This is a genomic window from Variovorax sp. 05L425 (genome assembly GCF_056397705.1).
In genome coordinates this window covers 190,065-216,667 of sequence record NZ_JBFTNY010000009.1, presented here as the reverse complement: position 1 = coordinate 216,667, position 26,603 = coordinate 190,065, and the positions used below count along the sequence as shown (strand labels likewise).

At 65.8% G+C, this 26,603-nt stretch carries 17 protein-coding genes and 3 pseudogenes; 8 read left to right on the top strand and 12 right to left on the bottom strand.

Annotation, left to right across the window (positions count from 1 at the left end; genetic code table 11):
* Nucleotides 1-256 precede the first annotated feature (256 nt).
* Nucleotides 257-401 (top strand): annotated as a pseudogene (locus AC1DN9_RS13130) (transposase); the annotation flags it as partial.
* A gap of 52 nt (nucleotides 402-453) precedes the next feature.
* Entirely contained in the window at nucleotides 454-666 is a 213-nt protein-coding gene (locus AC1DN9_RS13125) for a hypothetical protein (RefSeq protein WP_478100756.1), read from the top strand.
* 591 nt (nucleotides 667-1,257) lie between these two features.
* On the opposite strand, the pseudogene AC1DN9_RS13120 reads toward AC1DN9_RS13125, so the two are convergent.
* Both AC1DN9_RS13120 and AC1DN9_RS13115 read right to left on the bottom strand, forming a co-directional pair.
* Nucleotides 1,258-1,483, bottom strand: a pseudogene (locus AC1DN9_RS13120) (transposase); the annotation flags it as partial.
* Between the two features lie 147 nt (nucleotides 1,484-1,630).
* A pseudogene (locus AC1DN9_RS13115) lies at nucleotides 1,631-1,798 on the bottom strand (DNA topoisomerase IB); the annotation flags it as partial.
* 213 nt (nucleotides 1,799-2,011) lie between these two features.
* Here AC1DN9_RS13115 and AC1DN9_RS13110 point away from each other — a divergent pair.
* On the top strand, nucleotides 2,012-3,040 hold the full coding sequence (locus tag AC1DN9_RS13110) for a purine-nucleoside phosphorylase (protein ID WP_478100755.1): 1,029 nt from the start codon (nucleotides 2,012-2,014) through the stop codon (nucleotides 3,038-3,040).
* 13 nt (nucleotides 3,041-3,053) lie between these two features.
* Here AC1DN9_RS13110 and AC1DN9_RS13105 read toward each other — a convergent pair whose 3' ends face one another.
* On the bottom strand, nucleotides 3,054-4,310 hold the full coding sequence (locus AC1DN9_RS13105; protein ID WP_478100754.1) for a Y-family DNA polymerase: 1,257 nt from the start codon (nucleotides 4,308-4,310) through the stop codon (nucleotides 3,054-3,056).
* 58 nt (nucleotides 4,311-4,368) lie between these two features.
* Here AC1DN9_RS13105 and AC1DN9_RS13100 point away from each other — a divergent pair, with 58 nt between their 5' ends.
* Nucleotides 4,369-4,929, top strand: a complete 561-nt coding sequence (locus tag AC1DN9_RS13100; protein WP_478100752.1) for a putative glycolipid-binding domain-containing protein — start codon at nucleotides 4,369-4,371, stop codon at nucleotides 4,927-4,929.
* Nucleotides 4,930-4,942: 13 nt separating this feature from the next.
* On the opposite strand, the gene AC1DN9_RS13095 is transcribed toward AC1DN9_RS13100, so the two are convergent.
* On the bottom strand, nucleotides 4,943-6,325 hold the full coding sequence (locus AC1DN9_RS13095; protein WP_478100750.1) for an FAD-binding oxidoreductase: 1,383 nt from the start codon (nucleotides 6,323-6,325) through the stop codon (nucleotides 4,943-4,945).
* 201 nt (nucleotides 6,326-6,526) lie between these two features.
* On the opposite strand from AC1DN9_RS13095, the gene AC1DN9_RS13090 reads away from it, so the two are divergent.
* Both AC1DN9_RS13090 and AC1DN9_RS13085 read left to right on the top strand, forming a co-directional pair.
* Nucleotides 6,527-6,784 carry a DUF4242 domain-containing protein gene (locus AC1DN9_RS13090; RefSeq protein ID WP_478100748.1) on the top strand — a complete coding sequence of 86 codons (258 nt, stop codon included), beginning with the start codon at nucleotides 6,527-6,529 and terminating at the stop codon, nucleotides 6,782-6,784.
* A 79-nt stretch (nucleotides 6,785-6,863) separates the two neighbouring features.
* A complete protein-coding gene (locus tag AC1DN9_RS13085; protein WP_478100746.1) occupies nucleotides 6,864-9,893 on the top strand; it encodes a helix-turn-helix transcriptional regulator in 3,030 nt (1,009 codons plus the stop codon).
* Between the two features lie 13 nt (nucleotides 9,894-9,906).
* Here the strand turns inward: AC1DN9_RS13085 and AC1DN9_RS13080 are convergent, their stop codons facing one another.
* Both AC1DN9_RS13080 and AC1DN9_RS13075 read right to left on the bottom strand, forming a co-directional pair.
* Nucleotides 9,907-11,244 carry an MFS family transporter gene (locus AC1DN9_RS13080; protein WP_478100744.1) on the bottom strand — a complete coding sequence of 446 codons (1,338 nt, stop codon included), beginning with the start codon at nucleotides 11,242-11,244 and terminating at the stop codon, nucleotides 9,907-9,909.
* A gap of 92 nt (nucleotides 11,245-11,336) precedes the next feature.
* Complete coding sequence (locus tag AC1DN9_RS13075; RefSeq protein WP_478100743.1) at nucleotides 11,337-12,494, bottom strand: alpha-hydroxy acid oxidase; 1,158 nt, start codon at nucleotides 12,492-12,494, stop codon at nucleotides 11,337-11,339.
* Between the two features lie 93 nt (nucleotides 12,495-12,587).
* Between AC1DN9_RS13075 and AC1DN9_RS13070 the strand changes: the two genes are divergently transcribed.
* Together AC1DN9_RS13070 and panE are read left to right on the top strand one after the other, a co-directional pair.
* Nucleotides 12,588-14,252: an L-lactate permease gene (locus AC1DN9_RS13070; protein WP_478100741.1), complete on the top strand. Its 1,665-nt coding sequence runs from the start codon at nucleotides 12,588-12,590 to the stop codon at nucleotides 14,250-14,252.
* A 69-nt stretch (nucleotides 14,253-14,321) separates the two neighbouring features.
* Nucleotides 14,322-15,254, top strand: coding sequence for a 2-dehydropantoate 2-reductase (gene panE, locus AC1DN9_RS13065; RefSeq protein ID WP_478100740.1), 933 nt, complete (start codon nucleotides 14,322-14,324; stop codon nucleotides 15,252-15,254).
* A gap of 343 nt (nucleotides 15,255-15,597) precedes the next feature.
* Here the strand turns inward: panE and pbpC are convergent, their stop codons facing one another.
* From pbpC to AC1DN9_RS13035, 6 genes are all read right to left on the bottom strand, one after another.
* Nucleotides 15,598-17,778 (bottom strand): penicillin-binding protein 1C, encoded by a 2,181-nt coding sequence (gene pbpC, locus AC1DN9_RS13060; RefSeq protein ID WP_478100739.1) that lies wholly within the window; start codon nucleotides 17,776-17,778, stop codon nucleotides 15,598-15,600.
* 33 nt (nucleotides 17,779-17,811) lie between these two features.
* Complete coding sequence (locus AC1DN9_RS13055; protein WP_478100737.1) at nucleotides 17,812-18,732, bottom strand: polysaccharide deacetylase family protein; 921 nt, start codon at nucleotides 18,730-18,732, stop codon at nucleotides 17,812-17,814.
* Nucleotides 18,733-18,873: 141 nt separating this feature from the next.
* Nucleotides 18,874-19,500, bottom strand: a complete 627-nt coding sequence (locus AC1DN9_RS13050; RefSeq protein ID WP_478100735.1) for a LysE family translocator — start codon at nucleotides 19,498-19,500, stop codon at nucleotides 18,874-18,876.
* 300 nt (nucleotides 19,501-19,800) lie between these two features.
* Nucleotides 19,801-20,223 (bottom strand): PaaI family thioesterase, encoded by a 423-nt coding sequence (locus AC1DN9_RS13045; protein WP_478100733.1) that lies wholly within the window; start codon nucleotides 20,221-20,223, stop codon nucleotides 19,801-19,803.
* Nucleotides 20,224-20,242: 19 nt separating this feature from the next.
* Nucleotides 20,243-20,518, bottom strand: a complete 276-nt coding sequence (locus tag AC1DN9_RS13040; protein ID WP_478100731.1) for a DUF2277 domain-containing protein — start codon at nucleotides 20,516-20,518, stop codon at nucleotides 20,243-20,245.
* A gap of 82 nt (nucleotides 20,519-20,600) precedes the next feature.
* Nucleotides 20,601-26,522 carry an alpha-2-macroglobulin family protein gene (locus AC1DN9_RS13035; protein ID WP_478100770.1) on the bottom strand — a complete coding sequence of 1,974 codons (5,922 nt, stop codon included), beginning with the start codon at nucleotides 26,520-26,522 and terminating at the stop codon, nucleotides 20,601-20,603.
* Nucleotides 26,523-26,603 lie beyond the last annotated feature (81 nt).

Sequence of the window (26,603 nt, the reverse complement as noted above, 5' to 3'; positions counted from 1 at the left end):
ACAGTGAAACGCCTCAGCGCCGATGATAGTGCGGGTTCCCGTGTGAAAGTAGGTCATCGTCAGGCTCTTACAGCCCCAAAAAGCCCAGCCCTATCAGGCTGGGCTTTTTGCGTTTCCAAACACCAAAGCGCAACACACGTCAGAACGGTATTGATCCAAAAACGTGAGCAAGCGTGCTTCGGCCGCGTGTAACAGGCGAACATCCCGCGTGCATTCGGCAATCTTCGCCCCGAGGGCACTGTATCCGTGTTCGGGCAAGGAGCTGTGCAGGAAGCACGGCTTTAGTGAACCGAGCCACTACGCTTGGAAGGCCAAGTTCGGCGGAATGAAGGCCTCGGACGCACAGCGTTTGAAAGCCCTGAAAGCCGAGAACGGCAAGCTCAAACGGTTGCTGGCGAACTCGATGCTGGAGATCGATGCGATGCGCGAGGTGCTCAAGGGAAAATAGTGGCCGTGTCGGCACGACGCGAGGTCGTGCGGCAGTTCCAGGGTCGGGGCCTGAGCGAACGCCAGGCATTGAGGCTGGTGGGCATGAGCGCCAGCACGCTGCGCTACGCACCTCGCGACGACGGCAACAAGGCCTTGCGTGAGCGCCTGAAGGAACTCGCGGGCCAGCATCGCCGCCACGGCTACCGAATGCTGCACAGCCGGCAGGCTACGCATTGATGGCTGGGCCATCAACGTCAAGCGCACCTATCGGCTTTATCGCGAGGAAGGTCTGATGGTGCGCAAGCGCCGGCGCAAGAAGCTGCCTGTGCCTGAGCGGCAGCCGCTCGTCCGCCCGTTGCACCCCAACGAGGTGTGGAGCATGGACTTCTCTATGGTCCGCCCCGAAACCGCAAGCTCCCAACTGGTGGGCGTAGAACGACTCGCGTTTATCTATCCGGCCTGTCGAGGTCTCTGCCTGTCAGACCCTTGGCCTGCATGATGAAGCCGCGCGCTCCTGTCCCAATTAGTGCAAAGGCGTTCAGGCGCCGGAGGTCCAGACGGGTTGCCAGGGGCGACGGATGGTCGTTTGCGCCATGCTCAGTGCTGCGCGGGCTGCGGATAGTTTCGAGATCTTGTCAGTTCGTCGCTGCCGCCATCGGTGGCCGTCGATAGTGCGACTCGAAGTCGCAACCCGATCGCATGACGGCCCAAGCGATACGCGCTAGCTTGTTGGCCAACGCACATATCGCCACGTGGGCGTGCCGACGCTGGCCAACCTCGATCAGCAGCGTTGCAGTGGATCGTCCGGATGTTTGTCCTTCCAGACCCACAAGGCGCGAGCGCCTTGGATGAACAGCCGACGGAGATAGCTGTTGCCGCGTTTGGTGATTCCGAGCAAACGTGTGTTGCCGCCCGTGGAGAACTGCCGCGGCACGATGCCCACCCAGGCTGACAGGTCGCGTGCTCGACTGAAGTGAGCGCCGTTACCAATGGCAGAGACGATTGCCGTTGCCAGAAGTACACCGACTCCAGGGATCGTCTGCAACCGCCGGCACAGGTCACTGCCCCTGGCCAAATGCCCGATCCGGGCGTTGAGTTCTTCGATGATCTGCTCAGTTTGACTCCACATCTGCAAGAGCAACCGCCCGAGGTCACGCATCATCGGCGTGAGATCGGCGTCTTCGCGTCCATCGACGCCGGTTGCTTGAAGATGACCGTTCTGGAGCGACCAAATCCAGACGTCCTTGTCGGCGGGAGGAATCGCGAGACCCCGAATGCGGGCGAGTTGATCAGGGTCTCGTACCCAGGCGCCATTGGCATCCCGATACCGGAATGTGTCGCCGCGCTTGTAGCGCCGAAGTCCGGGCATGGCCGGGTTGATGTAGACCAGACCATTGGCGAGTGGAATGGGGCGAAATCCGTTGGAAGGCATGAGGTTTGCGACAATCTCGAGCGAATGCAGCACGGAGGGCTCCAGCCTCACCGAACGGCCCCCTTGCCGCTGTAGGACGCTGCGAACGATGTCGGTGCGCCGCCGTCTGCCGTCGAAATTCCATTTCTCTCATTCACTCGGAGAAGCTTCATGTCCCCTGTTCGGTCTGTTCGTACGCGTCTGCTTGCGCTGTTTTCCGTGGCGCTATTCGCCGCGGGTTGCGCCTCGACGTCGCAACCTCACGTTGCCGAGCCCATCAAGGTGAAGGTGTTCGTCGCCTCGATGTTCGAGATCGGCAAGAACACGGGAGACCGTGCCGGCGAATTCCAGCACTGGTACGAACGCTACTGGATGAACGCAACGCCCATCAGCGTTCCAGGTGCGCTGCAGCCTGTGTACTGCAACGCCGACGGCGTCTGCGGCGCGGTCCTCGGCATGGGCAAGGTGAACTCGTCGTCCTCGATGCAGGCAATCCTGCAGAACCCGAAATTCGATTTCTCCAAGGCCTACTACGTGATCTCGGGCGTGGCAGGCACGCCGCCGTCGCGCGGCACGATCGGAGAAGTGAGCTGGGCCACCTGGCTGGTCGACTATGACCTCGGCCATCGCTGGGCGCCCGAAGAGAACAAGGCCGGCGAACCGACTTTCATGCCGCGCAAGGGCTATGAGGAGTATCGCCGGTTCAAACTGAACCCCGAACTCGTGGCGTGGGCCATGAAGCTGTCCGCCGGCACGCCGTTGAAGGATTCGGACGCCGCCCGAGCCTATCGTCAGCGCTACCCGCAGGCCGCCGCCCGCCGCGCACCTTTCGTCGGCACCGGAACCCACATGACCGGCGACACCTTCTTCCACGGTCCCGGCATGTCGAACCAGGCGCAGTACATCGCCAAGCTCTATGGTGCGGACGATTACGTCATCACCGAGATGGAAGCGGCGGCGGTCACACTCGTGATCAAGCGCAGTCACGGCACCGATCGCGTGATGAGTCTGCGCGGCGCAGTCAACTTCGATCAAGGCAATCCGCGCGAAACCACTCTACAGCACTTGGATCCTGCGCCGGGCGAAACGGCCGGCGGCTTCGCCGAGGCAGTCGAGAACGTCGAGTTGGTGGGCAGTCGCGTCGTGGACTACATCGTTTCAAACTGGGCGCAATGGCAGAACGGCGTCCCCCCGCTCTGAAATTGCGCAAGCGCTAGAAGAGCGAGGCGGTCCGTGCCGCCGAGCCGGCGTCGTCGGACGAAGCGCGCCGCCCCCCAGGCGTGGGTGGGGCTGCTGGTATCGCGTCGGCTTCACCAGCCTTCGCCAGCGCACCGACACGTACACCCAGCAGACGCAGCGGCCGTTCCAGCGGCACCCGTTTGAGGCAGAGTCCCGCGATGTGCCGGATGGCCTTGGCGTCCGCGGTGAAGTGGTCGATCGTCTGGTCGCGGGTCGCGATCTTGAAGTCGTCGTAGCGCAGCTTGATGCCGATGGTCTTGCCGACGTAACCCTTGCGCTGCAGATCCTCGGCGAGCTTCTCGCACAGGTACGTGAAGATGGCGCCGAGTTCGGACCTGTCTCGCACGGCCTGAAGGTCGCGGTCGAAGGTCGTTTCGCGGCTCATCGAAACCGGCTCGCTTTCGGTGACCACCGGCCGGTCGTCACGCCCCCAGGCGACTTCATGCATCCACGCGCCGGTGGCCTTGCCGAAGTTCGTGATCAGCCAGTCGCGATCACGTGCTGCAAGCTCGCCAATGGTGCGGATGCCGTGCCGTTGCAGCTTTTCGTCGGCCTTGGGGCCGATGCCATTGACCTTCCGACAGGGCAGCGGCCAGATGCTGCCCTGGAGGTCGCTCTCGAACACCACCGAAATGCCGTTGGGTTTGTGGAATTCGCTCGCCATCTTGGCCAGCAGCTTGTTGGGCGCGATGCCAATCGAGCAGGTCAAACCGGTCGCATCGAAGATCGACTTCTGGATCAGCCGTGCCAGCACCCGCCCACCTTCTCGCTGCCCGCCCGCCACCTCGGTGAAATCGATGTAGACCTCATCGACGCCCCGGTCCTCCATCACCGGCGCGATCTCGGTGATGACCTGCTTGAACTTGCGTGAATACATGCGGTATTCGTCGAAATCCACGGGCAGGATGATCGCCTGTGGGCACAGTTTCGCAGCCTTCATGAGGCCCATCGCCGAGCCGACGCCGAACTGACGTGCCGGGTAGGTTGCCGTGGTGATCACCCCGCGGCCAGCGTAGTCCTTGAGAAGCGGAAAGGAAGTGACCGGAATGTCCGCCAGCGTTCCGCCCTCCGGCACGTCGCGCAGGACCTCGTCGACCCTGCGGCGTCCGCCGCCGATCACAACCGGAAGGCCCTTGAGCTGCGGATAGCGCAGCAGCTCGACCGATGCGTAGAAGGCATCCATGTCAAGGTGCGCGATGCGGCGAATCGGTGCTGTCGTCACGGCCGTCATTGTCGTCTGCCCAATGCAGGGTTGCGCAGAGCAGGCACCCGGTGCCATCATCCGACGTATGCAGACCGTCGCTTCCATGCTCTGGCGCCGCCTCGGCTCTCCGGGGCACGATGTCTGCCGCCTTGACCGCAATGGCGACAACTGGCAGATCGACGGGGCGGCGGCGTTCCGCCACGAAGACGGGCGCTACGCCCAACTGCACTATCGTGTGCGATGCGACCGTGCCTGGCACACGCAGTGGGGAACGGTGCGCGGCTGGCTGGGCAGCGAGGCGATCGACCTTTCCATCGTGCGCGACGCCCATGGTGCCTGGAAGCTCAACGACGCGCCGGTGGCAGAACTCGGCCATTGCATCGATCTCGATCTCGGATTCACGCCCGCCACCAATCTGCTGCATGTGCGCCGGCTCCACTTGGCGCCCGGTGAGGCCTCCGATGCGCCGGCCGCCTGGCTCGATCTCGAAAGCGCAAGCCTGGTCGAACTCGGCCAGCGCTACGAGCGGCGCGGCGAATCGGACTACTGGTACGCGGCGCCGCGCTTCGACTACGCGGCGATGCTTGAAGTGACCGAGGACGGCTTCGTGCGGCGCTATCCCACGCTTTGGGAAGCCGAACCCTGATCTTCAGGCGCCCTCAGGCGCTTGCCGCCGGGCGGATGTTCTGGTTCACGCGGAAGAGGTTGCCCGGGTCGTATTGCTTCTTGACGGTAGCCAGCCGGTCGTAGTGCTCGCGGTAGGTCGCCTTCACGCGATCCTCGCCTTCGTCCATCATGAAGTTGATGTACGCGCCGCCGGCCGAGTGGGGATGCAGCGCATCCCAATAGTTCTTGCACCAGCCAGTGATGCTTTCGCGGTTGGCGGGGTCGGGATCGACTCCCACGATCACAGATGCCCAGCGCGCATCGCGGTAGCTGAAGGGTGTGTCCTTGCGCCCGACGCGCTGAACGGCGCCGTCGATCGGGTACAAGTGCATCGACGATTGCATCGTCGGCATGAGCGCGCCGTGCTTCACGTGCTGTGCGATCGCTTCGTCCGAAAGCTCGTTCACGAAGTCAGCGCGCCAATACCACTGATGGCCTGGTGGATACAGCCCGTCGAAGGCGCTCTGCAGCATCGGGTAGGGCATGGGCCCGACGCCGTACAGCGCCGGATTCATGGCTCGCACCGGTGCCAGCGCTTCTTCGGCACGGGCCGGGTCACCTGCGTAGCACCAGACCACGCCGCACATCTTCTTCAGGTGCAGTTCTTCGGGAAATGGCGGCCCCGGCGGCACGGTCAGGAAAGCAAAGAAGCCGTTCAGTTCCGTGGGCGCCTTGCCGATGAAGTCGCGATACCAGGCGAGGATTTCCGCGGAGCGTTCCAGCGGCCAGAGCGTGGGCCCTGCCACGACAGTGCTGAGCGGATGGAGGCGGTATTCGAACGAGGTCACCACGCCGAAGTTGCCGCCGCCACCGCGGACGGCCCAGAAGAGGTCTTCGTTCTCCTTGGCGCTGGCGGTCACGTAGCTTCCGTCTGCGAGCACGACATCCACGCTCAGGAGGTTGTCGATCGTCAGGCCGAAGCGACGAGACAGGTGCCCGATGCCGCCGCCCAGCGTCAGGCCGCCGATGCCGGTGGTGGAAATGATGCCGGCTGGCGTCGCCATGCCGAAGGCGTGCGTCGCATGATCGATGTCGCCCCAGGTGCAGCCGCCTTCCGCGCGCACGGTGTGGGCCTTCGGATCGACCCGGATGCCGCGCAGCCCCGAAAGATCGATCACGAACCCGTCGTCGCACATGCCCAGGCCGCCGCCGTTGTGCCCGCCGCCGCGCACGGCCAGGAGCAACTTGTTCTCGCGCGCAAAATTGACGGATCCGATCACATCGGCAACGTCGGCGACGCGCGCGATCAGCCGCGGCCGTTTGTCGATCATCGCGTTGTAGACCTTGCGCGCTTCATCGTAGGCGGCGTCTCCCGGCTGGATGAGGGTCCCGCGCAGTTGGCCCTTGAAGGCCTCCAGATTGGCTTCGTCGAGCATGAGTCACTCCTTTTGTAGGTGAGCGAAGTCTAGGAAGCCACCGACGGTTTGACGATCCGCCGGTTTGATCATTTTGAGAATGCGTTCGAGACAGGTCGAATGGTCAGGATTGACTATGCCGGTCGTTGCGTTGACCGTGCGGTGGATTTGTCGCCCAATTCCGACTCGGGCCGATCGTGGCCTGCCGGGTAAGGAGGTCGTATGCCACTGTTCCTGATCGAGCGACAGTTCGCGGAGGAGTTGGAGCTTGCTGCGGCGGACGTCGCGGTCATCCAGCGCATCAACGCGGACGTCGGCGTGAACTGGCTGTTCTCATTCCTTTCCGCGGACCGCAAGAAGACGTACTGCCTCTACGAGGCACCGAGCGCTGAGGAGATCTACAAGGCGGCGCGCATCGCCCAGGTTCCCGCGGACGTGGTGATCGAGGTCAGCCAGATTCGTCCGGAAGCCATCGTCTAGCGGTCGCGCCGTGCAATGCGCCCGCTGCGGTCGCGATGCCCGATCGGATGCGACCTTCTGCGACGGCTGTGGTGCGCCGTTGCAGCGCACACCTCCCGCGACGATTGAAGCTGACGACACTGCGCGTCTGCCGACCGACCGATTCGTCGGCCGCGAGCGCGAACTCGTCGCGCTCGAAAGCGGATTGACACGCGCTCTGGCCGGCACCGGCGGCACTGCGGCGCTGGCGGGCGAACCCGGCATCGGCAAGTCGCATACCGCGCAGATCCTGGCCCAGCGGGCCACGGCGCGCGGCATGCAGGTGCTCTGGGGCCGCTGCAACGAGGAACCCGGCGCGCCGCCGTACTGGCCCTGGCTGCAACTTCTCCGCGGCTGGATCGAGACGCACGACGACGAGACTGCGCGGCGCATCCTGGTGCACGCCGCGTCGCCGCTGGGGGAGATCCTGCCCGACCTGAAGCAAAACCCAGCCGCGGGCGCGCAGACGCTGCCCATGTTCGACCCGGCGCAGGCCCGATTCCGTCTCTTCGACGCGATGACCGGGTTCTGGAAACGCGCCGCCGCGGAACAGCCGTTGCTGCTCGTGCTGGACAACCTGCATTGGGCCGATGCTTCGTCGCTGCGTCTGCTCGAATTCATCGCCCCTGATCTGTTGTCCTGCCGGATTCTCGTCCTCATCACTTACCGCGACATCGAACTGTCGCGCCAGCATCCCCTGTCGAGCACGCTGGGTGAACTGGCCAGGCACCAGGGCTTCGAGCGCTTGCGCCTGACCGGCCTGGGCCACGACGAGACGATTCGCATGATGACGCTGGCTGCCGGCGGCGCCACGGTGCCGCTCGCACTTGCCGAAGCCGTGCATCGCCAGACCGAGGGCAATCCGCTCTTCATCTCGGAGATGACCCGCCTGCTGATTCAGGAGCAGGTGCTCGCCGACGGACCGCGAGCCGCGGCCTCGATGCTGGCCGTCAACGGGCCGCGCCGCATTCCCGAAGGGGTCCGCGAAGTGATCGGCCAGCGGCTGAATCGCCTGTCGCCCCTCACCAATCAGGTGCTTGCCTGCGCATCGGTGATCGGCCGCACTTTCGACGTCGGTCTTCTGGTCCGTACCATTGATGACGTGGAGGAGGACGCATGCATCGGTGCACTGGAAGAGGCGCTGCAGTCGCGTGTGATCGAGGCCCTCGACGAACCCGGTCGCTATCACTTCGGGCACGCGCTGTTTCGGGAGACGCTGTATGACGAGATCCCGCCGCCGCGCCGCAGCCGGCTGCATCTCAAGGTCGGGCGCGCGATCGAGCAGATCCATGGCGATGCCACGGCGAATCAACTCCCTGCGCTCGCCTACCACTACTGGGCCGCGCTGCCGGGCGGCGATGCAGCGCGTGCGATTCACTACGCCCAGAAGGCCGCGGAGAGCTCTGATGCCTTGCTGGCTCACGAAGAGGCGGCACGCTATTACCGCCTGGCGCTCCAGGCGATGGATGTCGCCCGAGGCAGCGACGGGCTGGCGCGCTGCCGCACCCTCAATGCACTCGGCGAGGCCCATACCCGCGCCGGCGAATACCTGCAGGCGCGTGAAGTCTTCGAACAGGCGGCACGAACAAGCATGCCACTCGACGCCGCCCACGAGCTTGCCCGGGCCGCCATCGGCTTCGAAATGGCAAGCTGGTGCCCTGGCTTGCCCGGCATTGCGGCGGCGCGGCTTCTGCGCGACGCGCTCAATGCCCTGGGCGCGGACGATCGCGCACTGAAGGCGCAGTTGCTGAGTTCGCTCGCCCGGGCGCTCATCTTCAGCGGCGAGGAAGTCCAGGCGACGAGAGTGCACGCGGAGGCCGTGAGCGTCGCCCGAGAGGCTGGCGACCCGTCGACGCTCGCGATCACGCTGCTCGCAACGCTGTCCGCCCGATGGCACCACGATCGCATCGGAGAGCGAGTGGCCAATGCCGACGAGGCGATGGAGATCGCCATGAAGCAGGGCGACCGCTTCCTCATGTTCTCCGCATTGGCGTGGCGCATGTTCGACACCTTCGAACTTGGCGACATGGCCACCTGGCGGGAGCAGTTGGAGCGCTACGAGCGCGGCAGCGATGAACTCAGGCAGCCTTTCTTCCGATACGTCGCCTCATCGTCGCGTGCCATGCACGCGCTTTTCGAAGGACGCTTCGAAGATGCGGAGCGACTGGCACGGCGCACCTTTGAAATCGGCAATCGCATGCCGGGCCTGGATGCCGCAGGCGTCTACGGAGTGCAGATGTTCACCTTGCGCCGCGAGCAGGGCCGTCTGCAGGAAGTGGCCCCCCTGGTGCGGCACTTCGTGCATCACAACGCACAGACGAACCTGTGGCGACCCGGCCTGGCGCTGATCTACGTCGAGCTGGACCAGCTCGACGACGCGCGCTCCGAATTCGAAATCCTGGCGGCGGGCGGCTTTCAATCGTTGCCGCGCGACGGCATCTGGTTGGCGAGCCTGGCCTACCTGGCGCAGGTGTGCGCGGCCCTGGGTGACGCCGCGCGTGCGGCGGTGCTCTACCGTCTGCTCGAGCCCTGTCGCGGCCGAAATCTTTTCGTTGGCACGTCCATCGCCTGCTTTGGCGCGGCAGACGCCTTCCTGGGGCTGCTGTCGGCCGCCATGCGGCAATGGGGCGAGGCGGAGGCGCACTTCAAGGCGGCCGTGTCGATGAATCGCGCCCAGCAGGCGCGGCCCGCCTTCGCGCATGCGTGCCTGGGTTACGCGCGGGTGCTGCTGGCGAGGGATGCGTCAGGCGATCGCGAAGCCGCACTGAGCGTGCTCGATGAGGCCGCGGCAGAGGCCGCGGCACTCGACATGCGCGCTCTGGCGGTCCGTGTCGAAGTCTGCCGCACGAGGATCGCCACGACGACGGCGCCGCGCTACCCGGCCGGGCTGAGCAGTCGAGAGGCTCAGGTGCTGCGCCTCGTGGCGGCCGGAAAGGGGAATCGGCAGATCGCGCGGGAACTGTTCGTCAGCCCCAACACGGTCGCCAACCATGTGAGCAGCATCCTGAGCAAGACACAATCGGCGAACCGGACCGAGGCCGCGGCCTTCGCGATCCGGCACGCGCTGGTCGACAAGCAGGATGTCCGGTGAACGCAGCCCGTCGTCAGTGATCGTGCTGCAGGTAGCTGGCCTGGCGCGGCAGCCGCCAGCTCACGACGAAGGCAAGCACCATCATCGCGGTCACATACCAATAGAACGCCGTCTCGTGGCCGATGGACTTGAGGCCCAGGGCCACATATTCCGCCGAGCCGCCGAAGAGCGCATTGGCCACCGCATAGGCAAGCCCGACGCCGAGCGCACGGACCTCGGGCGGGAACATCTCCGCCTTCACGATGCCGCTGATGGAGGTGTAGAAGCTCACGATCGCCAGTGCCAGGATGATGAGCAGGAAGGCCGCGACCGGACTCGTCACGCTCTGCAGCGCGGTGAGAATGGGCACCGTGGCGAGCGCCCCGAGGCCGCCGAACAGCAGCATGTTCGTGCGACGGCCGATGCGATCCGACAACGCGCCGAACACCGGTTGCATGCACATGTAGACGAAGAGCGCGACCGTCATGATGTAACTGGTGGTCTTGATCGGCATGCCGACCGTGTTGACCAGGTACTTCTGCATGTAGGTCGTGAAGGTGTAGAAGATCAGCGAGCCGCCCGCCGTGTAGCCCAGCACCGTGAAGAAGGCAGCCTTGTGGTTGCGGAACAGCCCGGCGAGGCTGCCGGCTTCCTTGTTGGCGCGAACTTCGGCGGTCTGTGTCTCCTGCAGCGTGCGGCGCAGGAATAGGGCGACCACTGCCGCGATGGCGCCGATCACGAATGGAATGCGCCAGCCCCAGGCCTTGAGTTCGGCCTCGGTCAGCAGCTGTTCGAGGACGACGATCACCAGCACGGCAAGCAACTGGCCGCCGATCAGCGTGACGTACTGGAACGACGAGAAGAAGCCGCGCTGGCCGCGCAATGCGACCTCGCTCATGTAGGTCGCCGTGGTGCCGTACTCGCCACCCACCGAAAGGCCCTGGAACAGCCGGCAGACCAGCAACAGGAAGGGCGCCCACGCGCCGATGGCCGCGTACGTGGGCAGGCACGCGATCGCCAGCGATCCGGCGCACATCATCGTCACCGAGATCAGCATCGATGTCCTGCGGCCGTACTTGTCAGCCACGCGGCCGAAGAGCCAGCCGCCGATGGGGCGCATCAGGAAACCGGCAGCGAACACGCCAGCCGTGTTGAGCAATTGCGCCGTCGGGTCGGCCTTGGGAAAGAACGAGGGCGCGAAATAGAGCGCACTGAAGGCGTAGACGTAGAAGTCGAACCACTCGACCAGGTTGCCCGAGGAGGCCGCCATGATCGCGAAGATGCGGTGGCGCTTTTCTTCGCTGGTGTAGGGCCGGTGGGATGTCGAAGGATCGAAGGGCGTGGCCCCCGCGGTGGATGTGACTGTGCTCATGGGGAAATCGCGCCTCTCTGATTGCTATTTGCGGCGGTCGACATATTGCCGCACCCGAGAGGCGCGCGCTGTCAGCCGGCGCCGCGAGCTCCTCAGAACGTCCCGGGCAGCAGGATGCTGGAGTTGACCTCGTCAATCTGCGTGCGGCCGCAAAAGGCCATGGTCAGGTCCAGTTCGCGCTGGATGATCTGCAATGCACGCGTGACACCCGCTTCGCCGTACGCACCCAGCGCGTAAAGGAAGCTGCGACCAATCAGCGTGCCGCGGGCGCCGAGCGCGCGGGCCTTGAGCACGTCCTGGCCGCTTCGGATGCCGCCATCCATCCAGACTTCGATTTCGGTGCCCACCGCTTCGGCGATGGCCGGGAGAGCCGCGATGGACGAAGGGGCGCCGTCGAGCTGGCGGCCGCCGTGGTTGGAGACGATCAGCGCATCCGCGCCGCTGGATGCGGCGAGGCGCGCATCCTCGACGTCCATGATGCCCTTGAGGATGAGCTTGCCGCCCCAGATCTTCTTGATCCATTCGACGTCAGCCCAACTGAGCGTGGGGTCGAACTGCTCTGCCGTCCAGGACGACAGCGACGACAGGTCCTTCACGCTCTCGGCGTGGCCTGCGATGTTGCGGAAGGTGCGGCGCTTGGTCCCCAGCATGCCCATGCACCAGTGCGGCTTGGTCGCGAGGTTCATGAGGTTCTTCAGCGTGGGCTTGGGCGGCGCGGTCAGGCCGTTCTTGATGTCCTTGTGCCGTTGGCCGAGGATCTGCAGGTCGAGCGTCAACTGAAGCGCCGACACATTGGCCGCGCGGGCGCGCTCGATGAGTCGTTCGATGAATTTCCGGTCCCGCATGACGTACAGCTGGAACCAGAACGGATGGCGATCGGTGGCCTCGGCAATGTCCTCGAGCGAGCAGATGCTCATCGTCGACAGCGTGAACGGAATGCCGAAGGCCTTGGCCGCGCGCGCGCCGAGGATCTCTCCGTCGGCGTGCTGCATGCCTGCCATGCCGGTCGGCGCGATGGCCACGGGCATCGCGACCTCCTCGCCGATCATGGTGCTGCGGGTCGAGCGGCCTTCCATGTTGACTGCGACGCGCTGGCGCAGCTTGATCTTCTGGAAGTCGTCTTCATTGGCGCGATAGGTGCCTTCGGTCCAGGCTCCGGAGTCGGCGTAGTCGTAGAACATGCGTGGCACGCGGCGCTTGGCGATGACTCGCAGGTCTTCGATGTTCGTGATCTTGGAGAGGTCTGGCACGGGAATGGGCTCCTAGGTTGTCTGTTCGTTGTCCAGTGCCTATTATCCGCAGGGCCTCCTCCGACCAAATTTCGACAAGAAAAGGTGGGCTCCATGACATGGCAGCAGGTGTACAACCCGTTCGGCAGCATGGTGGTTTCGACGGCACTGGCGGCCATCCCCGTCGTCGTGATGCTCGTTTGCCTCGGTCTCCTTCACGTCAAGGCGCATTTCGCTGCGGGGCTGGGCCTGCTGAGTGCGCTGCTGATCGCCGTCTTCGCCTTCGGAATGCCGGCCGGACTGGCGGGCCGCGCGGCGTTCCTGGGTGGCATCACCGGCCTTCTGCCCATTGGCTGGATCGTGCTGAACATCATCTATCTGCAACAGCTCGCCGAGCAGAACGGCAGCTTCAAGGTGCTTCAGGATTCGCTCTCCGACGTCACCGAGGATCGGCGCCTGCAGTTGCTGCTGATCGCGTTTTCGTTCGGCGCCTTCTTCGAGGGTGCGGCGGGATTTGGAACGCCGGTGGCGGTGACCGCCGCGATCCTGATCGGCCTGGGCTTCTCGCCGCTTGCGGCCTCGGGCCTTTCGCTGATCGCCAACACCGCGCCGGTCGCCTTCGGCGCGCTGGGTACCCCGGTCATCACGCTGGCCAAGGTGCATGGCTACGACCTGATGGCGGTCACGGCGATGATCGGTCGGCAGTTGCCATTCTTCTCGCTGCTGGTGCCTTTCTGGCTGATCTGGGCTTTCGCCGGCCGCAAGGCGATGATGGAAATCTGGCCGGCGATCCTGGTCACCGGCGTGTCGTTTGCGGTGCCGCAATTCCTGGTGTCGAATTTCGTCGGCCCCGAACTGGTGGACATCATCGCGGCCATTGTCTCGATGGTGTCGCTGGTCCTTTTTCTGCGCGTGTGGCGGCCCGCAACCATCTGGCGCTCGGTATCGCTCAAGGGACATGAGGACGACAGTGGCGCGCCGGCAGCAACGACGACGACACGAACCCGCCATTCGACCGCCGAACTGGTGCGCGCCTGGACGCCCTGGGCGATCATGACGGTGTTCGTGTTCCTCTGGGGCCTGCCGCCGGTCAAGGCGTGGCTCAATGGCCTGTTTGCGCCCAACTTCCCGATCGCAGGGCTGCACAACCTGGTCGAGAAGGTGCCGCCCGTGGTGCCGCAGCCGACCAAGGAGGGCGCGGTGTATGCGTTCACGCTGCTGTCGGCGACGGGCACGGGCATCCTCCTGTCTGCCATCGTCGGCGGCCTGGTCGCGAAGTACAGCGTCGGCCAGTTGGTCGTTGCGTACGGCCGTACGCTCAACCTCGTGAAGTTCTCGTTGCTCACGATCGCGCTGATGCTCGCGCTGGGCACGCTCACGCGGTATTCGGGGCTCGACAGCACGCTCGGCCTGGCCTTCGCCAACACCGGCGTGCTGTACCCCTTCTTCGGCACCTTGATGGGTTGGCTGGGCGTGGCGCTGACGGGCTCGGACACCGCGTCCAATGTGCTCTTCGGCGGCATGCAGAAGGTGGCGGCAGACCAGCTTGGGTTGTCGCCCAACCTCATGGGCGCGGCCAACAGTGCGGGCGGCGTGATGGGCAAGATGATCGACGCGCAATCCATCGTGGTCGCATCGACTGCGACCCGCTGGTTCAACCACGAAGGCGACATCCTCCGCTACGTGTTCTTCCACTCGATCGCGCTGGCGTCCCTTGTCGGCGTCCTCGTGACGCTGCAGGCGTACGTGTGGCCGTTCACGCTCATGGTCGTCAAGTAGCACTGCGCCGGCAAGACGCGCGCCAGCAGCGCAGAATCCGCTCTTTCATCTTCTGAGCGGGGAAATCCGATGCGTTTCTTGGTTGTGGGCGCGGGTGCGCTGGGCGGGTATTTCGGTGGCAGGTTGTTGCAGGCTGGAGAAGACGTAACCTTCCTGCTGCGTCCTCGGCGAGCGGCACAGCTCGCGAAGACCGGCCTCGTGATCAAGAGTCCGCACGGCGATTTCACTCTGCCGTCGCCGCCCTCCGTGCAGGCAGACGCCATCGGTGGTCCTTACGACGTGGTGATCGTCGGCTGCAAGGCCTATGACCTGGCCGAGACGATGGATTCATTCGCGCCGGCTGTCGGGCCGAACACCGCGATCCTCCCGGTGCTCAATGGAATGCGTCACCTGGACGACCTGGCGCAGCGCTTCGGCAAGGAGCGCGTGCTTGGCGGCCTCTGCATGATCTCGGCGGTGCTCGATGACGAAGGCACCGTTCTGCATCTCAGCGACGTGCATGGCCTGACCTACGGTGAACTGGACGGTACGCGCTCCGCGCGCGTTCAGGCCCTGGAAGCGGCCTTCGGCAAGGCTCGCTTCGACGGCCACGCTTCCGACAGCATCCTGCAGGACATGTGGGAGAAATGGGTGCTCATTGCCTCGGCCGCCAGCATGACTTGTCTCATGCGGGGTGCGGTCGGCGACATCGTGCGGGGTGGGGCCGTGGACCTCGCCGTTGGCATGGTGGACGAATGCGCCGCCATCGCCGCCCGCAATGGATTCACGTTGCGCCCTGTGGCTCTGGAGCGTGCCCGTGCCATCGTCACGGCGCCGGATTCCCTGATGACCGCATCGATGTTCAAGGACATCGAGCGCGGAGCGCCCATCGAGGCGGATCACATCGTGGGTGACCTGATGCGACGCGGCGGCGATGGCAAGCAGTTGTCGTTGCTGCGCGTCGCCTATGCGCACCTCAAGACCTACGAAGCGCGGCGCACAAGAGAGTCGAGCCGCACCTGAGCGCGCCACCTGAGCGCACTTGAGGCTTCGCTCCGGACCTACTTCAGCCGGCAGAAGGGCCAGCCTTCGACGCTTGCCCAGATGCATGCGCGGATCCATGCGATGACGATTCGCGGGTCCTGGGCCTGCGGCACGGTTCTCATCCTGATCAACATTTTTCGCCCCATTTGTGTGGACTGTGGAAACAGTGATAGGCCACACCGATGCCTGGCTCCAGCGGCCTTCGACGCTCTCGGTCGTGGGCTGGCGTGCGCCGATTCTGTCCGTCGTTTGGCGGTACGTGGCTATCGGTGCGCGCTGACAGGTGTCGGACGAATGCGCCTATGAGCACCCTGGCGTTGGATCAGCGCTTTGCATTGGCGACGACCCCGGCGCCGCGCACTTCGAGCCTGACCTGGTCGACCACGCGACCTTGCGCATCGAGCAGTTCCACCACATGCCGGCCCGGCCAGGGCAGCCAGAGTGCGTTGCTGCCGCGCACGAAAGGCTTGCCGTCGATGCGCCATTGCACGCCGCGGCCTTCCGCCTCGAAACGCACGCGCTGGCGATCGGGCGGAATGTCGGGATCGAGCGCGATGATGGTTCCGTTCGACGGCGATGTGATGCGCGGCGCGCTCTCGGCCACGGATACATCCGGCGCCAGCGAGAACATCGGTTGTTCGGTGCCTGCGATGAACCATTCGCTGCGCGCCGCCTCGAGTTCGTCGCCGAAACGCACGCGAGCCTGCACCAGCCCGGGCGGTGGAGATGGCGCGCGGCTGGGTTCGTTGCGGTGCAGGAACCCCATCACCTCGGCCCACACCGGCGCAGCGCCGCTGGTGCCGCTCACATCCCACATCGGTGCGCCGCCGGCGTTGCCCACCCACACGCCGACCGTGTAGCGCTGCGACCAGCCGATGGCCCAGTTGTCGCGCATGTCCTTGCTGGTGCCGGTCTTCACCGCCGTCCAGAAGCGGGTGCCGAGCACGCTGTCGAGCCCGAAGGTGCGTGCGCGTGCATTGGCATCGCTCAGGATGTCGCCCACGATGAACGCGGCGCGGGGATCGATGGCGGGCGCATTGCTCGCTGTCTTGCCGGCGTTCGGCGCGATCGACGGCCGTGCCGGCAGATACAGCGTCTCGCCGAACCGGCCTCCGTTGGCCAGGGTCCGGTAGCCATTGGCCAGCCCCAGCAGCGAGACTTCCGCGCTGCCGAGCGCGAGGCTGTACCCGTAGTAGTCACCGCCCTGCGCGAGCGCCATGCCGGCCGATCGCAACTGGCGCGCGAAAGCCTCGGGCGAGACCATCATCAGCGTGCGAACCGCCGGCACATTGAGCGAAGCGGCAAGCGCGGTACGCACCGACACATAGCCCTTGAACTGGTGGTCGTAGTTCTGCGGGATGTAGAGGCCGCTCGCCGTGGCGATCTGCGCCGATGAGTCGTCCAGCAGCGAAGCCGCCGTCAGTCGCTGCTCGGCGATGGCTTCGGCATACAGGAAGGGCTTGAGCGTGGAGCCCGGTTGCCGTTGCGCAAGCACGCCATCGACCTCCGATGCACGGCTCAAACCACCCGACGAGCCGACCCAGGCGAGCACTTCGCCGGATGCGTTGTCGAGCACGATCACGGCGCCGTCTTCCACGTTGCGGCCGCGCAGCTCGCGCAGATGCCGCTGCAGGCTGCCGAGCGCGACGCGTTGCAGCGGTGCGCGCAAGGTGGTGCGGATGCTCTCCGGTCCGTTGTCGCCGCGAGAGGCAACGACCCGCCGCGCAAGATGCGGCGCGATACCTTCGCTGGCATCGAAGCTCCGCCGCTGCAATGCCGCGCTGGTGAGCATGTCGATCGAATCGCAGTCGGGCCTGCTCCCAGGCTCCATTGACCGCATCAGTTCGCAGGCGCGCTGCGCCACCGCCGTCGGCTTGGCATTGGGCGCGCGAACCAGAGCCGCCGCGACAGCCGCTTCGCGCGCGTCGAGCCCGTGCGGCGCCTTGCCGAAGAGGGTGCGCGCGAGTGCGTCGATGCCGACGATCTCTCCGCGGAACGGCACGATATTGAGGTACGCCTCCAGGATCTGGTCTTTGCGCCAGCCATGCTCCAGCCGCTGTGCGGCAACCGTCTGCCCGAGCTTCTGCGTCAGGCTCCGTCCGCTGCCGCTGCGCCGCAGGTCGTCGTCGAGCAGACCTGCGAGCTGCATCGTGATCGTCGAGGCGCCGCGCGTGCGCGTGTTCCACAGGTTGCCCCAGGCCGCAGAGGACACGGCGCGCCAGTCGACGCCGCTGTGTTCGTAGAAGCGCCTGTCTTCGCTCAACACCATCGCCGTGCGCAGGGCCGGCGAGATGTCGGCGAGCTCGATCCACTGGCCGCGTCGAACAGTCGAGTCGGTGCGCACGCGCTGCAGCAGCTCGCCGTCGCGATCCAGCACCATCGTGTCGGAAGGACGGAAATCGCGCCGAACTTCGTCGAAGGTGGCGAGCGCCCACGCGGGCGCGGCGAGCACTGCGGTCAGGGTCGGCAGCAGAAAGAGGAAGGTCGACAGTCGGCGTGGCATGAGCAAGGGCGGCCGCGCATGGCGACCGGCTTGCTAGCTTGCCACAGCCTCGACGGGCGCGATCGATTCCATGTGCTTGCAGATGGCGCCCGGCGTGGTGAACCAGACTTCGCCGCGATCGCGCATGCGAGCGAGATGCGAGAGCGCGCGGCGCAGGTGCCGCAGACGGTAGGGCTGACCGACGATGTAGGGATGCAGCGCGACGCCCATCACCAGCGGCTGCCGGCGAGACTGGTCGAGCATCTCGTCGGCGTTGTCGATGATCATCCGGGCGAAGTCCTTGGCGTCCATCTGGCGCGCGACGATCATCGGGATGTCGTTGAGCTCCTGCGGGTACGGTACCGACCACAGCGAGCGTCCGCTGCGCGTACGCATGCGCACAGGCTGATCGTCGTGGCACCAGTTGAGCGTGTAGCTGTAGCCCGCCTCAGCGAGCAGGTCGGACGTGCGATGGCTTTCCGAGATCCAGGGCGAAAGCCATCCATCGGGTGCCGTGCCGCTGTGTGCCCGCATGCGGGCGCGGCAGTGCGCAAGCAGCGCGGCTTCGCCGGCCTCGTCCATGTCCGCCTGCCGCTCGGCGTTGCTGTGCCCGTGGCCGATGAGTTCGTCCCCTCGTGCGACCGAGGCCGCAACCAACTCGGGGCAATGGTCATAGAGCGCAGTGTTGAGGAGCGTGCTGGAGACCAGCCCCAGGCTGTCGAACAGTTCGAGGCACCGCCACGCGCCCACGCGATTGCCGTATTCGCGCCACGAGAAGTTCAACACGTCGGGATGCGGCGCCGTCGGCCCGATGCAGGCGCCCAGGCCTTCGCCGAAGGCGAAATGCTCGAGATTGAACCCGATGTAGACCGCCAGGCGCGCGCCGTTCGGCCATGCATGGTCGGTCCGCCGGGTGATGGGGGTGTAGTCGAACCGGCCGTGCGTGGGCAAGAGGCCGAGGTAGCGCGCGTTCATGCAGTCTCCAGGTCGAGGCGTGCGCGGGAACAAGACCGCGCGACGTCATCCGACCAGCAAGACGCGTGCCCATGGTTGACCATCCGGGCCGCATTTGCATGACCACCCGTGCGTGACGGCGCCGATCGCGCGCGCCCCTTTTCAGCCGGGACGCCGCGCAAGGAGCGCCCAGATCCCCGCGACCGAGAGCAGCGAACCGCCCGCGAGGTTGAAGCGCCTCTGGGCCCGAGGCGAGGCCAGCAGCCTGCGCGCGGAGCCTGCGAACACCGCGTACAGCGTGGCATTCAGCGTCGCCATCGCCACGAAGGTGATCGCCAGGAGCCAGAGCTGCTGCGTCACATCGGCGCGCGGATTGATGAACTGCGGCAGGAATGCCACGAAGAACACGATGCCCTTCGGGTTCAGGGCCGTGACCAGATAGGTGTTGCCGAACAGCCTCCAGCGTGAACCCGGCGCAGCGGGCGCCGCGAGTTCGGCCGGCGAGATCCCGGCGCGCAACAGCTTGATACCCAGAAAGAGCAGGTACAGGCCGCCCACCCATTTGATCACCATGAACCAGAACGCCGAGGTGGCGAGCAATGCGCCCAGGCCGAGCAGCGAGACCACCAGTGCGGTCGAATCACCCAGCGTCACCGCCGCCACCAGCGGCACGTTGGCGCGCCGGCCGTGCGCCACGGAATAGCTGATGACCGTGAGAATGGTCGGCCCCGGGATGATCAGCAGCACCGCCGATGCGGCAACGAAAGTGAGCCAGAGTTCAATGGACATGGAGGTATTTCCGAGTGGGTGCGCACGGGCGGCTAGAGCCTGTTAACACATGAATCACCCTCGCGCCGGGGCGGCAAGGGGTGCAGGGCTAGGCGCGGGCCGCAGCCCGGGGTGATCCCCCGGGCAAGGMCCGCAACGACGCCCTGCGCCCCTTGCCGCCCCGGCCCTTCGGGTGAGGCCCCAGAGAGGACCCACTCGTCGTTGCCAATGCTCACTGGGGGCGCACCCCAGTTCCGCTTGGCGCCTAGATTGGGCCCTCTCTGGGGCCTCACGCGAGGGTGATTCATGTGTTAACAGGCCCTAGGCGTCCAGCACAAGTTGAGTCTGCGTCACGACCGCGCAGAGCTTGCCTTCCTGCGATCGGATCGTCGTTTGCCAGACCATGGTGGTGCGCCCGCGATGAAGCGCGACGGATTCGCCGACCACGGTCGTGTTCACCTTCGCGCCGCCGATGAACTTGGTGCTGGAGTCCGTCGTCGTGGTGCGCTTGCCTTGCGCCAGATTGACGATGGTGCCCACGGCGCCCAGGGTGTCGGCAAAGGCCATGTACGCGCCGCCATGCAGGATGCCGCCGGCCGTGCAGAGGTCCGATCGCACTTCAAGCTCGGCGACGACGCGCTCGGGCTCCAGCGTCACGACGCGGACGCCCATCAGGCCGGGGAAGAGGGGATCGAGAATCTTCTGGATTTGCTCAGGGGAGGGCATGGAGGTCACGGAAGGCATCGGGGTCCTTTCTTTCTCTCTACTGGCCTGCGCCGAAGCGCGCAGCCGTGCGGGCGCGGGCGCGCGCCGCTTCGATCTCGCGGTCGCGCGGATCGGCGGTCGTCACCAGCGACGTGATGAGCGCGCGCGCCGCGGCCGTGACGTCTTCGACCGCGCGATCGAAGGCCGCTTCGTTGGCCTTCGATGGATGGTTGAACCCGCTCAGCTTGCGGACGAACTGAAGCGATGCGGCGCGCATCTCCTCTTCCGTCGCGGGCGGCTCGAAGTTGAACAGGGTCTTGATGCTTCTGCACATCGTCATCACTCCTTGAGGGCAGCGCGCAGTTTGCTCAAGATCGGGCAGAAGCTCAAGCCGGCGGTGTTCGTGACGTGCGCCGCTACTTCGCCGCCTCCACCTTCACCCGCGCATTCGGCGCCTCGCCGAACATCTCCGGCGCATAGAGCGCCTCGACGCGGCTGGGCGGCAGCGCGAAGTCGCCGACATTGTTCAGCCGCACGGTGTATTCCATCTTCACGACGCCCTTGGGCAGGTATTCGTAGTAGCTGCGGAAGGCCTCGAAGCTGCGTTCCTCGAAGGCGGGCCAGCCGCGGCCGGAGCGCTTCTCGCCCTGCGTCGCGATCTGTGAATCGCGCCCCAGACCGCCGCCGAGGATCGTCGCGCCGCCGGGGATCGGATCGGTGATCGCCACCCACGTCATGTCAGCGCTTGCATTGACTTCGAGGCTCACGCGCAACACGTCGCCGCGCGTGTAGATGCCGGGCACTGCCTGCTCGACGGGGGTGACGGCCTTCTTGATCGCATAGCCCGCCGCGAATGGCGCCTTGAGTTCGACGGCGGCGATCGACTGCGCCGTCAACCACGGCTTGCCGGTGCCGCTCTGCGTCACGAGCAGCGTGTCGTGGGCTGCAGGCGAAGCAGGCGATGTGGGCCATGGCAGGAACATGCTGTTGTTGCGCAGGTTCCCCGGCGACGCCGGTGCGCCGAATGCCGTGGTCTGGTTGGGCGCGCCGCCGACATCGCCAGGCTTGACGCGTTCGACCTTGCTCCAGTCCACCTGTGCCTTGGCAGCGCCGAGGCTGGCGGCCGTGATGCCTGTGACAGGCGTGCTTTCGAATTGCTTCGAGAATTTCTCGAGCGCCAGGCCGCCCCACAGGTTGGCCGTGGTGGTGTGCCAGGCGCCGTTCTGCTGCCGGCCGATGAAGCCGTTGGCGAGCTTGGCAATGTCATCCTTCCATGCCGGGTCGTCCATCACCGTGAGCAGCAGGCGCGCCGTGTTGACATCGCCATTGACCATCAGCCACCACCAATAGTCGTCCTGTTCGGTGCTGAAGACCAGCCGCGTCCCTTGGTAGCCGAGGCGCGCCCTGAGGACGTTGTCGGCTTCCTCGATGCGTTGCTGGCGCCGTGGCACGTCCTGCACGCGCTTGAGGATGTTGAGCCAGTCGATCACTGCGCTGGTTGGCCACTGATTGGGCGCGATGGCGATGCTCCCGGTCATTCGGCCTTGGGCCTTTCCGTAACGCGAGAGCGCTTCGAGCGCGGCGAGCTTGCGCACGTCGAGGTCCTTGCGGGGGCTCCAGAACTCGCGCTGGATGCGGCCTTCGACGAAAGCAATCAGGCCCTGTTCCATGGGGGCCCGCGCGGCGTCGGGCAGTGCGAAAGCCGGGTTGAGCGCCGCCGCTTCATGCGTCGCCGCCATCAGATAGGCCGTGAGGATGTCGCTGCCACGATTGGCTTCGCCGTCGCGCGGCGGGAAGTAGTTGGCGAGTCCGTCGCTGTCGAGGTAGCTCGGCAACTGCCCGACGACCACCTGCCATGCCTTGACATCGCGCAGGCCAATGGACTTGCTGGTCTTCTGCTCCAGGCAAGCGTAGGGATAGGCGGCGAACCAGTCGCGCACGCCGGTCAGGCCTTCGGCCAATCGAGGCTGCAGCGAGAGACGCAGGCCGCCGCGCCCGGGCAGGGCGTCGGCCGGCGGCGACACGTCGAGGGTGAAGGGTCCATCGACCTGCGCGAGCGTGGCCTGCTGCACCGTCAGCGGCACGGCGGGCACGATGCGTTGGCGCACCTTGAGCGCATCGCGCGCATCGCCCAGGGTGTCCCGGGCCTCGATTTCCCACAGGATGGCTTCGGCGCGTGTTTGCGCGAGCTGCGCCGGCGCCGTCACGGTCCACGCCACTTCGCGGGCTTCGCCGGCCGGGATGTCCACCGTCTGAGGCGCCAGCGTCAGCAGCGCGGCACGCGGCGTGGCCTCGACCTTCATGTCCTTGTGAGTCGTGTTGCGCAGCGTGATCTGCGCGCGGAACTGGTCGTCTTCGCGCACCAGCGGCGGCAGGCCGCTGATGATCTGCAGGTCTTGCGTCGACTGGATCGAGGTCTGGCCGGTGCCGAACAGCCCGGTACCGGCATCGGCGACGGCGACGATCCTGAAGGTGGTCAGCGCGTCGTTCAGCGGGACCGTGACCGTGGCCTGTCCGCTGGCGTCGAGCACGATCGCAGGTTTCCACAGCAGCAGGGTGTCGAGCAGTTCGCGGGTCGGACTCTTGCCCCCGCCGCCACCGGCCGGCACCGCCTTTCGGCCGTAGTGCCGCCGGCCGACGATTTCCATCTGCGCAGTGGAAGTGCTGACGCCCCAACTGCGCCGCTGGAGCATGGCTTCGAGCAGGTTCCAGCTGTCGTTGGGCATCAGTTCCAGCAGTGACTGGTCCACCGCCGCGAGCGCCACTTCGGCGCCGGCTGCAGGCTTGCCGTCGGGGAGCTTGCCGGTGATCGTGATTCGCGCTTGGCCGCGCACCGGGTAGCTGATCTTGTCGCTCGCCACTTTCACGTCGATCTGGTGGGCCAGGGTGCCGACGCGGATCTCGGCCAATCCGAGCCTGAATGCCGGCTTGCTGAGGTCCACCAGCGCCGTCGGCGCGACGTACTCCTTGCCCTCGTACCAGAAGGCCGTCCACCATTCGCGCGGCGCCCTGAAGCCCCAGGTGAAGAAGCTGTACCACGGCACCTCGCGCAGCCGCCCGCGCAGCGCGAGCACGCTGACGTAGACATTCGGTCCCCAGTCGGGCTTGATCTGCAGGCTGATCGTCGGATCCTGGCCATTGAGCTGCACGACGTGCGTCTCGATCACGCCCTCGCGTTCGACGGACACCAGCGCCGTCGAAAAGCGGAAAGGGCTGCGCACCTGGAAGCGGGCGACGTCGCCGGGCTGGTAGCTCTTCTTTTCCGGGAGCACGTCGATGCGATCGTTGTCCGCGCCGCCGAACCAGAGTTCGCCCTGCCGCGTGACATAGACAGAACTGGCGGCACGACTGTCGCGGCCGTCCTTGTCGGTGGCGCTGGCGATGAGTTCGATCTCGCCCGATTCCTTGAGGTCGACTTCGCACAGGAGCAGGCCACGTGCATCGCTCTTGCCGCTGCACACGGTGCCGATGTCCTTGACGTCGGTCTTGTTGTCGTAGGTGTAGAAGCCGCCCACCATCCGCTTGCGGCTCGTCGTGGTGATGCGAGCCACGGCACGCACATTGAGCGTCACGCCCTCCTGCGGCTTGCCGGCGAGGTCGAGCGCGAGCGCCTGGAAACGCATCTTCTGCCGCGTCGAGACCCAGCCTTCGGTCTTGATGCCGGCGATGACGGCGGCGGGCCAGAGCGTCTGCGTGCTGCGCAAGGTCTGGACCTCGCCGTTGGGGTCGGAATAGGTGGCTTCGAGCAGCAGTTCGCGCGGCGTGGCCTTGTCGGCCGGAATCTTGTCGATGACGACCTTGCCGGCACCGTTGCGGTCAAGCGTGAGCGGCAGCTTGTCGGCGACGATGCGCGCGTCGTCCGCGGCCGAATCCTCTTCCCCGGTGTCGCTCGCCGCGGTGCGTTCCTTTCGGGGTGGGGAGAAGCTGAAGGCATCGAAGTCGGGGAACGAGAGGCTCTTGCCGCGCACCATCGCCGACACGCGCACCGGCAGATTGGCCGCGCCGCCGCCAGCCACGTAGTTGATCTGCACGTCGACGGGCACTGCGGTGGCGGCGACCAGCGGGTTCTTGTCGCTGGGCGCGATACGGCCTTCGAGCACCGGCAGGCGGAACTCCTCCACGCGGAACTGGCCGGTGCCGTAGCTGCGTTGGCCGTCGCCGGCGCCGCTGTGCAACTCGACCTGGTAGATGCCGAGCTTGGTGGCAGATGGGATGTCGAAGGTGTTCTCTGCGCTGCGGCCGCCGGTCGCGGTGTTGCGCCATTTGATCGGCTGGGTGAACTGCTGGCCGCTGCCGACATGCGTCACGACCAGGGTGTCGGGAAAGTCCGCGGGCAGCCCGAAGCCGTTGCGGGTCTGCGTGCGGATGAGGTGCTTCATCGACACCGTTTCGCCGGCACGCAGCAGCGTGCGGTCGAAGACGGTGTGGGCAATGCGGTCGGGCTCGGCTTCGAGGCTCGTCGGCACATTGAAACGCCAGGGCTCGATGCCGCGCTGCCAATCGGTCCAGGTGAAGGCGAGGTCTTCGACGCCCGTCGCATCCTTGGCGCGGGCGCTGACGAAGTAGGCGTCGGCGCTGTAGTCCTCGTCGCTTGAGCAACCGGGTGCATTGGACGAGATACCCGACAACTGCACGACGCCGTTCACGTCGGTCGTGCCCGTGGCCACTTCCTTGCCGTCGCAACTCGACACGCGAACACTGGCGTTCGCCACCACTTTGCCCTTGTCCAGCGTGGTCACCCAGGCCATCGAGTTCTCCCGGCCCAGCTTGAAGTGCACGGCGAGGTTGGTCGCCAGTGCAGTGGTGCGCACGTACATCGTGCGGCCGTTGCCGTAGCGTTCGTCGAGCAGCGCGTCTCCGAGTTTCTGCGATGCGATCTCCAATACGTGAAAGCCCGGCGTCAGCGGAATCCCGACCACCTCGAAAGGCCGAGGGTCCGTGCCCTCGGTCTTGGGCATGTCCAGCGACTTGACGCCGCTCTGTCCTGCGAGCAACGAGACCATGCGCGTTTGGATGTTGTCGCGATCGTCCTTGTCGATCACCTTCGGCAGCGCGCCCTTCACGTCCCGGGCCGCCTGCTTGCGAGAGACGGTGTAGTTGTCGTAGCGGCGCACCTTGCGGAACCACGCGATGATTTCCGCGTCGGTCTTCGGATTCATGTCGCTGACCTTGCCGGGCGTGAGTGCCTGGACCTGCAGCGCGGGCTCGACGCGCCGTACCGTCACCGGCATCAGCGCCACGCCATCCGGCTCGGCCAGGCGCTCGACCACACCGAAGGGCGATGCGGCGAACTTGGCGAGCGGCGGCATCGCGCCGGTCGAGACCTTCAGCGGAAAACTGTCGGGCGAAGCGAGCGCGCGGCCGGAGGCGTCCTGGAACGTCGGCGGCAGTTCGATGGTGAACTGCGTCTGCTCGGCGAAGGGCGCCGGGAAGCTCACCGATTCGACCACCGCGTCCTCGTCGTTCGCCACGTTGTCTTCGAACTTCGGCTTGAAGGTCTTGCCATCGCCCTTGAGCGCGATCTGTGCGGCCAGCTTGCGGGTCACCGATGCGTTGAACCGCAGTTCCATCGGCCGCAGCGGCAGGCACGCGGACTGCGCGTTCTCGCGCTCGCAACTGAACGAGACCGCAAAGGGTTCCCGCACCTCGAAGCTGAGACGTCGTTCAACGTTGTTGACCACGCCCGAAGGCGTGGCGACGCCCTTGCCGTAGACAAGCTGCACGCGGCTGCCGGCGGGCAGCGTTCGATTGCACTGCAGCGTCACGAAACGCTGGGGGGACTTTTCTGCGTCCTTGTCGCGGCCGAAAGACTTGAGCAGCGCGCTGCGCTGCGCACCATCGATCAGCTTGACCGGGATGCGTTCACCAATGCCGTCCGCTGCGCACCACACGTTGCCCTGAACGCTCTCGGGCATGGCGGGGCCGCTGAGTTCGAGCATGAACAACTGCTGCTCGTCGATCTTTCCGTAGCTCGGCTGCCAGTTGCGAATGAAAGGGCCGCCGCTGTTGAACTGGTAGCGCTCGGGCCCGGCCAGATCGGCACCAGCGGGCGACTTGAATCCAGCCACGCGCGTGACCGTGCAGCGCACGCCGGGGGGCAGATCGTTCTCGAAATCGAAGACCCATTGTTTGTCGCTGGTCCAGCGCCCCGTGCCTTTGGCGGCTTGCGCGTCGGTGCAACTGACCGCGAGCGGTGCCGGCGCCTTGGGGTCGCCGAAGTTGACGGCGGCCTGATCGAACTTGGCAACGACCTGGCGAATGCGCGCGATCTCGCCCTGCGGCGTGAGGCTGGTGACCTGCAAGGCGTGCGCACCCAGGGCGCACAGGGCCAGCGTCATGGTGGCCAGGCAGCGCGATGTCGTTCTTGTTTTCAACGGACTTCTCCTTCGGCACGAAGGGTAGCGCATGGGCGACGCGCG

What these genes read in the sequence shown, in the direction of transcription:
- AC1DN9_RS13110 (WP_478100755.1), top strand. Translation starts at nt 2,012, where the DNA reads ATGTCCCCTGTTCGGTCTGTTCGTACGCGTCTGCTTGCGCTGTTTTCC.
- AC1DN9_RS13105 (WP_478100754.1), bottom strand. Translation starts at nt 4,310, where the DNA reads ATGACGGCCGTGACGACAGCACCGATTCGCCGCATCGCGCACCTTGAC.
- AC1DN9_RS13100 (WP_478100752.1), top strand. Translation starts at nt 4,369, where the DNA reads ATGCAGACCGTCGCTTCCATGCTCTGGCGCCGCCTCGGCTCTCCGGGG.
- AC1DN9_RS13095 (WP_478100750.1), bottom strand. Translation starts at nt 6,325, where the DNA reads ATGCTCGACGAAGCCAATCTGGAGGCCTTCAAGGGCCAACTGCGCGGG.
- AC1DN9_RS13090 (WP_478100748.1), top strand. Translation starts at nt 6,527, where the DNA reads ATGCCACTGTTCCTGATCGAGCGACAGTTCGCGGAGGAGTTGGAGCTT.
- AC1DN9_RS13080 (WP_478100744.1), bottom strand. Translation starts at nt 11,244, where the DNA reads ATGAGCACAGTCACATCCACCGCGGGGGCCACGCCCTTCGATCCTTCG.
- AC1DN9_RS13070 (WP_478100741.1), top strand. Translation starts at nt 12,588, where the DNA reads ATGACATGGCAGCAGGTGTACAACCCGTTCGGCAGCATGGTGGTTTCG.
- panE (WP_478100740.1), top strand. Translation starts at nt 14,322, where the DNA reads ATGCGTTTCTTGGTTGTGGGCGCGGGTGCGCTGGGCGGGTATTTCGGT.
- pbpC (WP_478100739.1), bottom strand. Translation starts at nt 17,778, where the DNA reads ATGCCACGCCGACTGTCGACCTTCCTCTTTCTGCTGCCGACCCTGACC.
- AC1DN9_RS13055 (WP_478100737.1), bottom strand. Translation starts at nt 18,732, where the DNA reads ATGAACGCGCGCTACCTCGGCCTCTTGCCCACGCACGGCCGGTTCGAC.
- AC1DN9_RS13050 (WP_478100735.1), bottom strand. Translation starts at nt 19,500, where the DNA reads ATGTCCATTGAACTCTGGCTCACTTTCGTTGCCGCATCGGCGGTGCTG.
- AC1DN9_RS13045 (WP_478100733.1), bottom strand. Translation starts at nt 20,223, where the DNA reads ATGCCTTCCGTGACCTCCATGCCCTCCCCTGAGCAAATCCAGAAGATT.
- AC1DN9_RS13040 (WP_478100731.1), bottom strand. Translation starts at nt 20,518, where the DNA reads ATGTGCAGAAGCATCAAGACCCTGTTCAACTTCGAGCCGCCCGCGACG.
- AC1DN9_RS13035 (WP_478100770.1), bottom strand. Translation starts at nt 26,522, where the DNA reads ATGACGCTGGCCCTGTGCGCCCTGGGTGCGCACGCCTTGCAGGTCACC.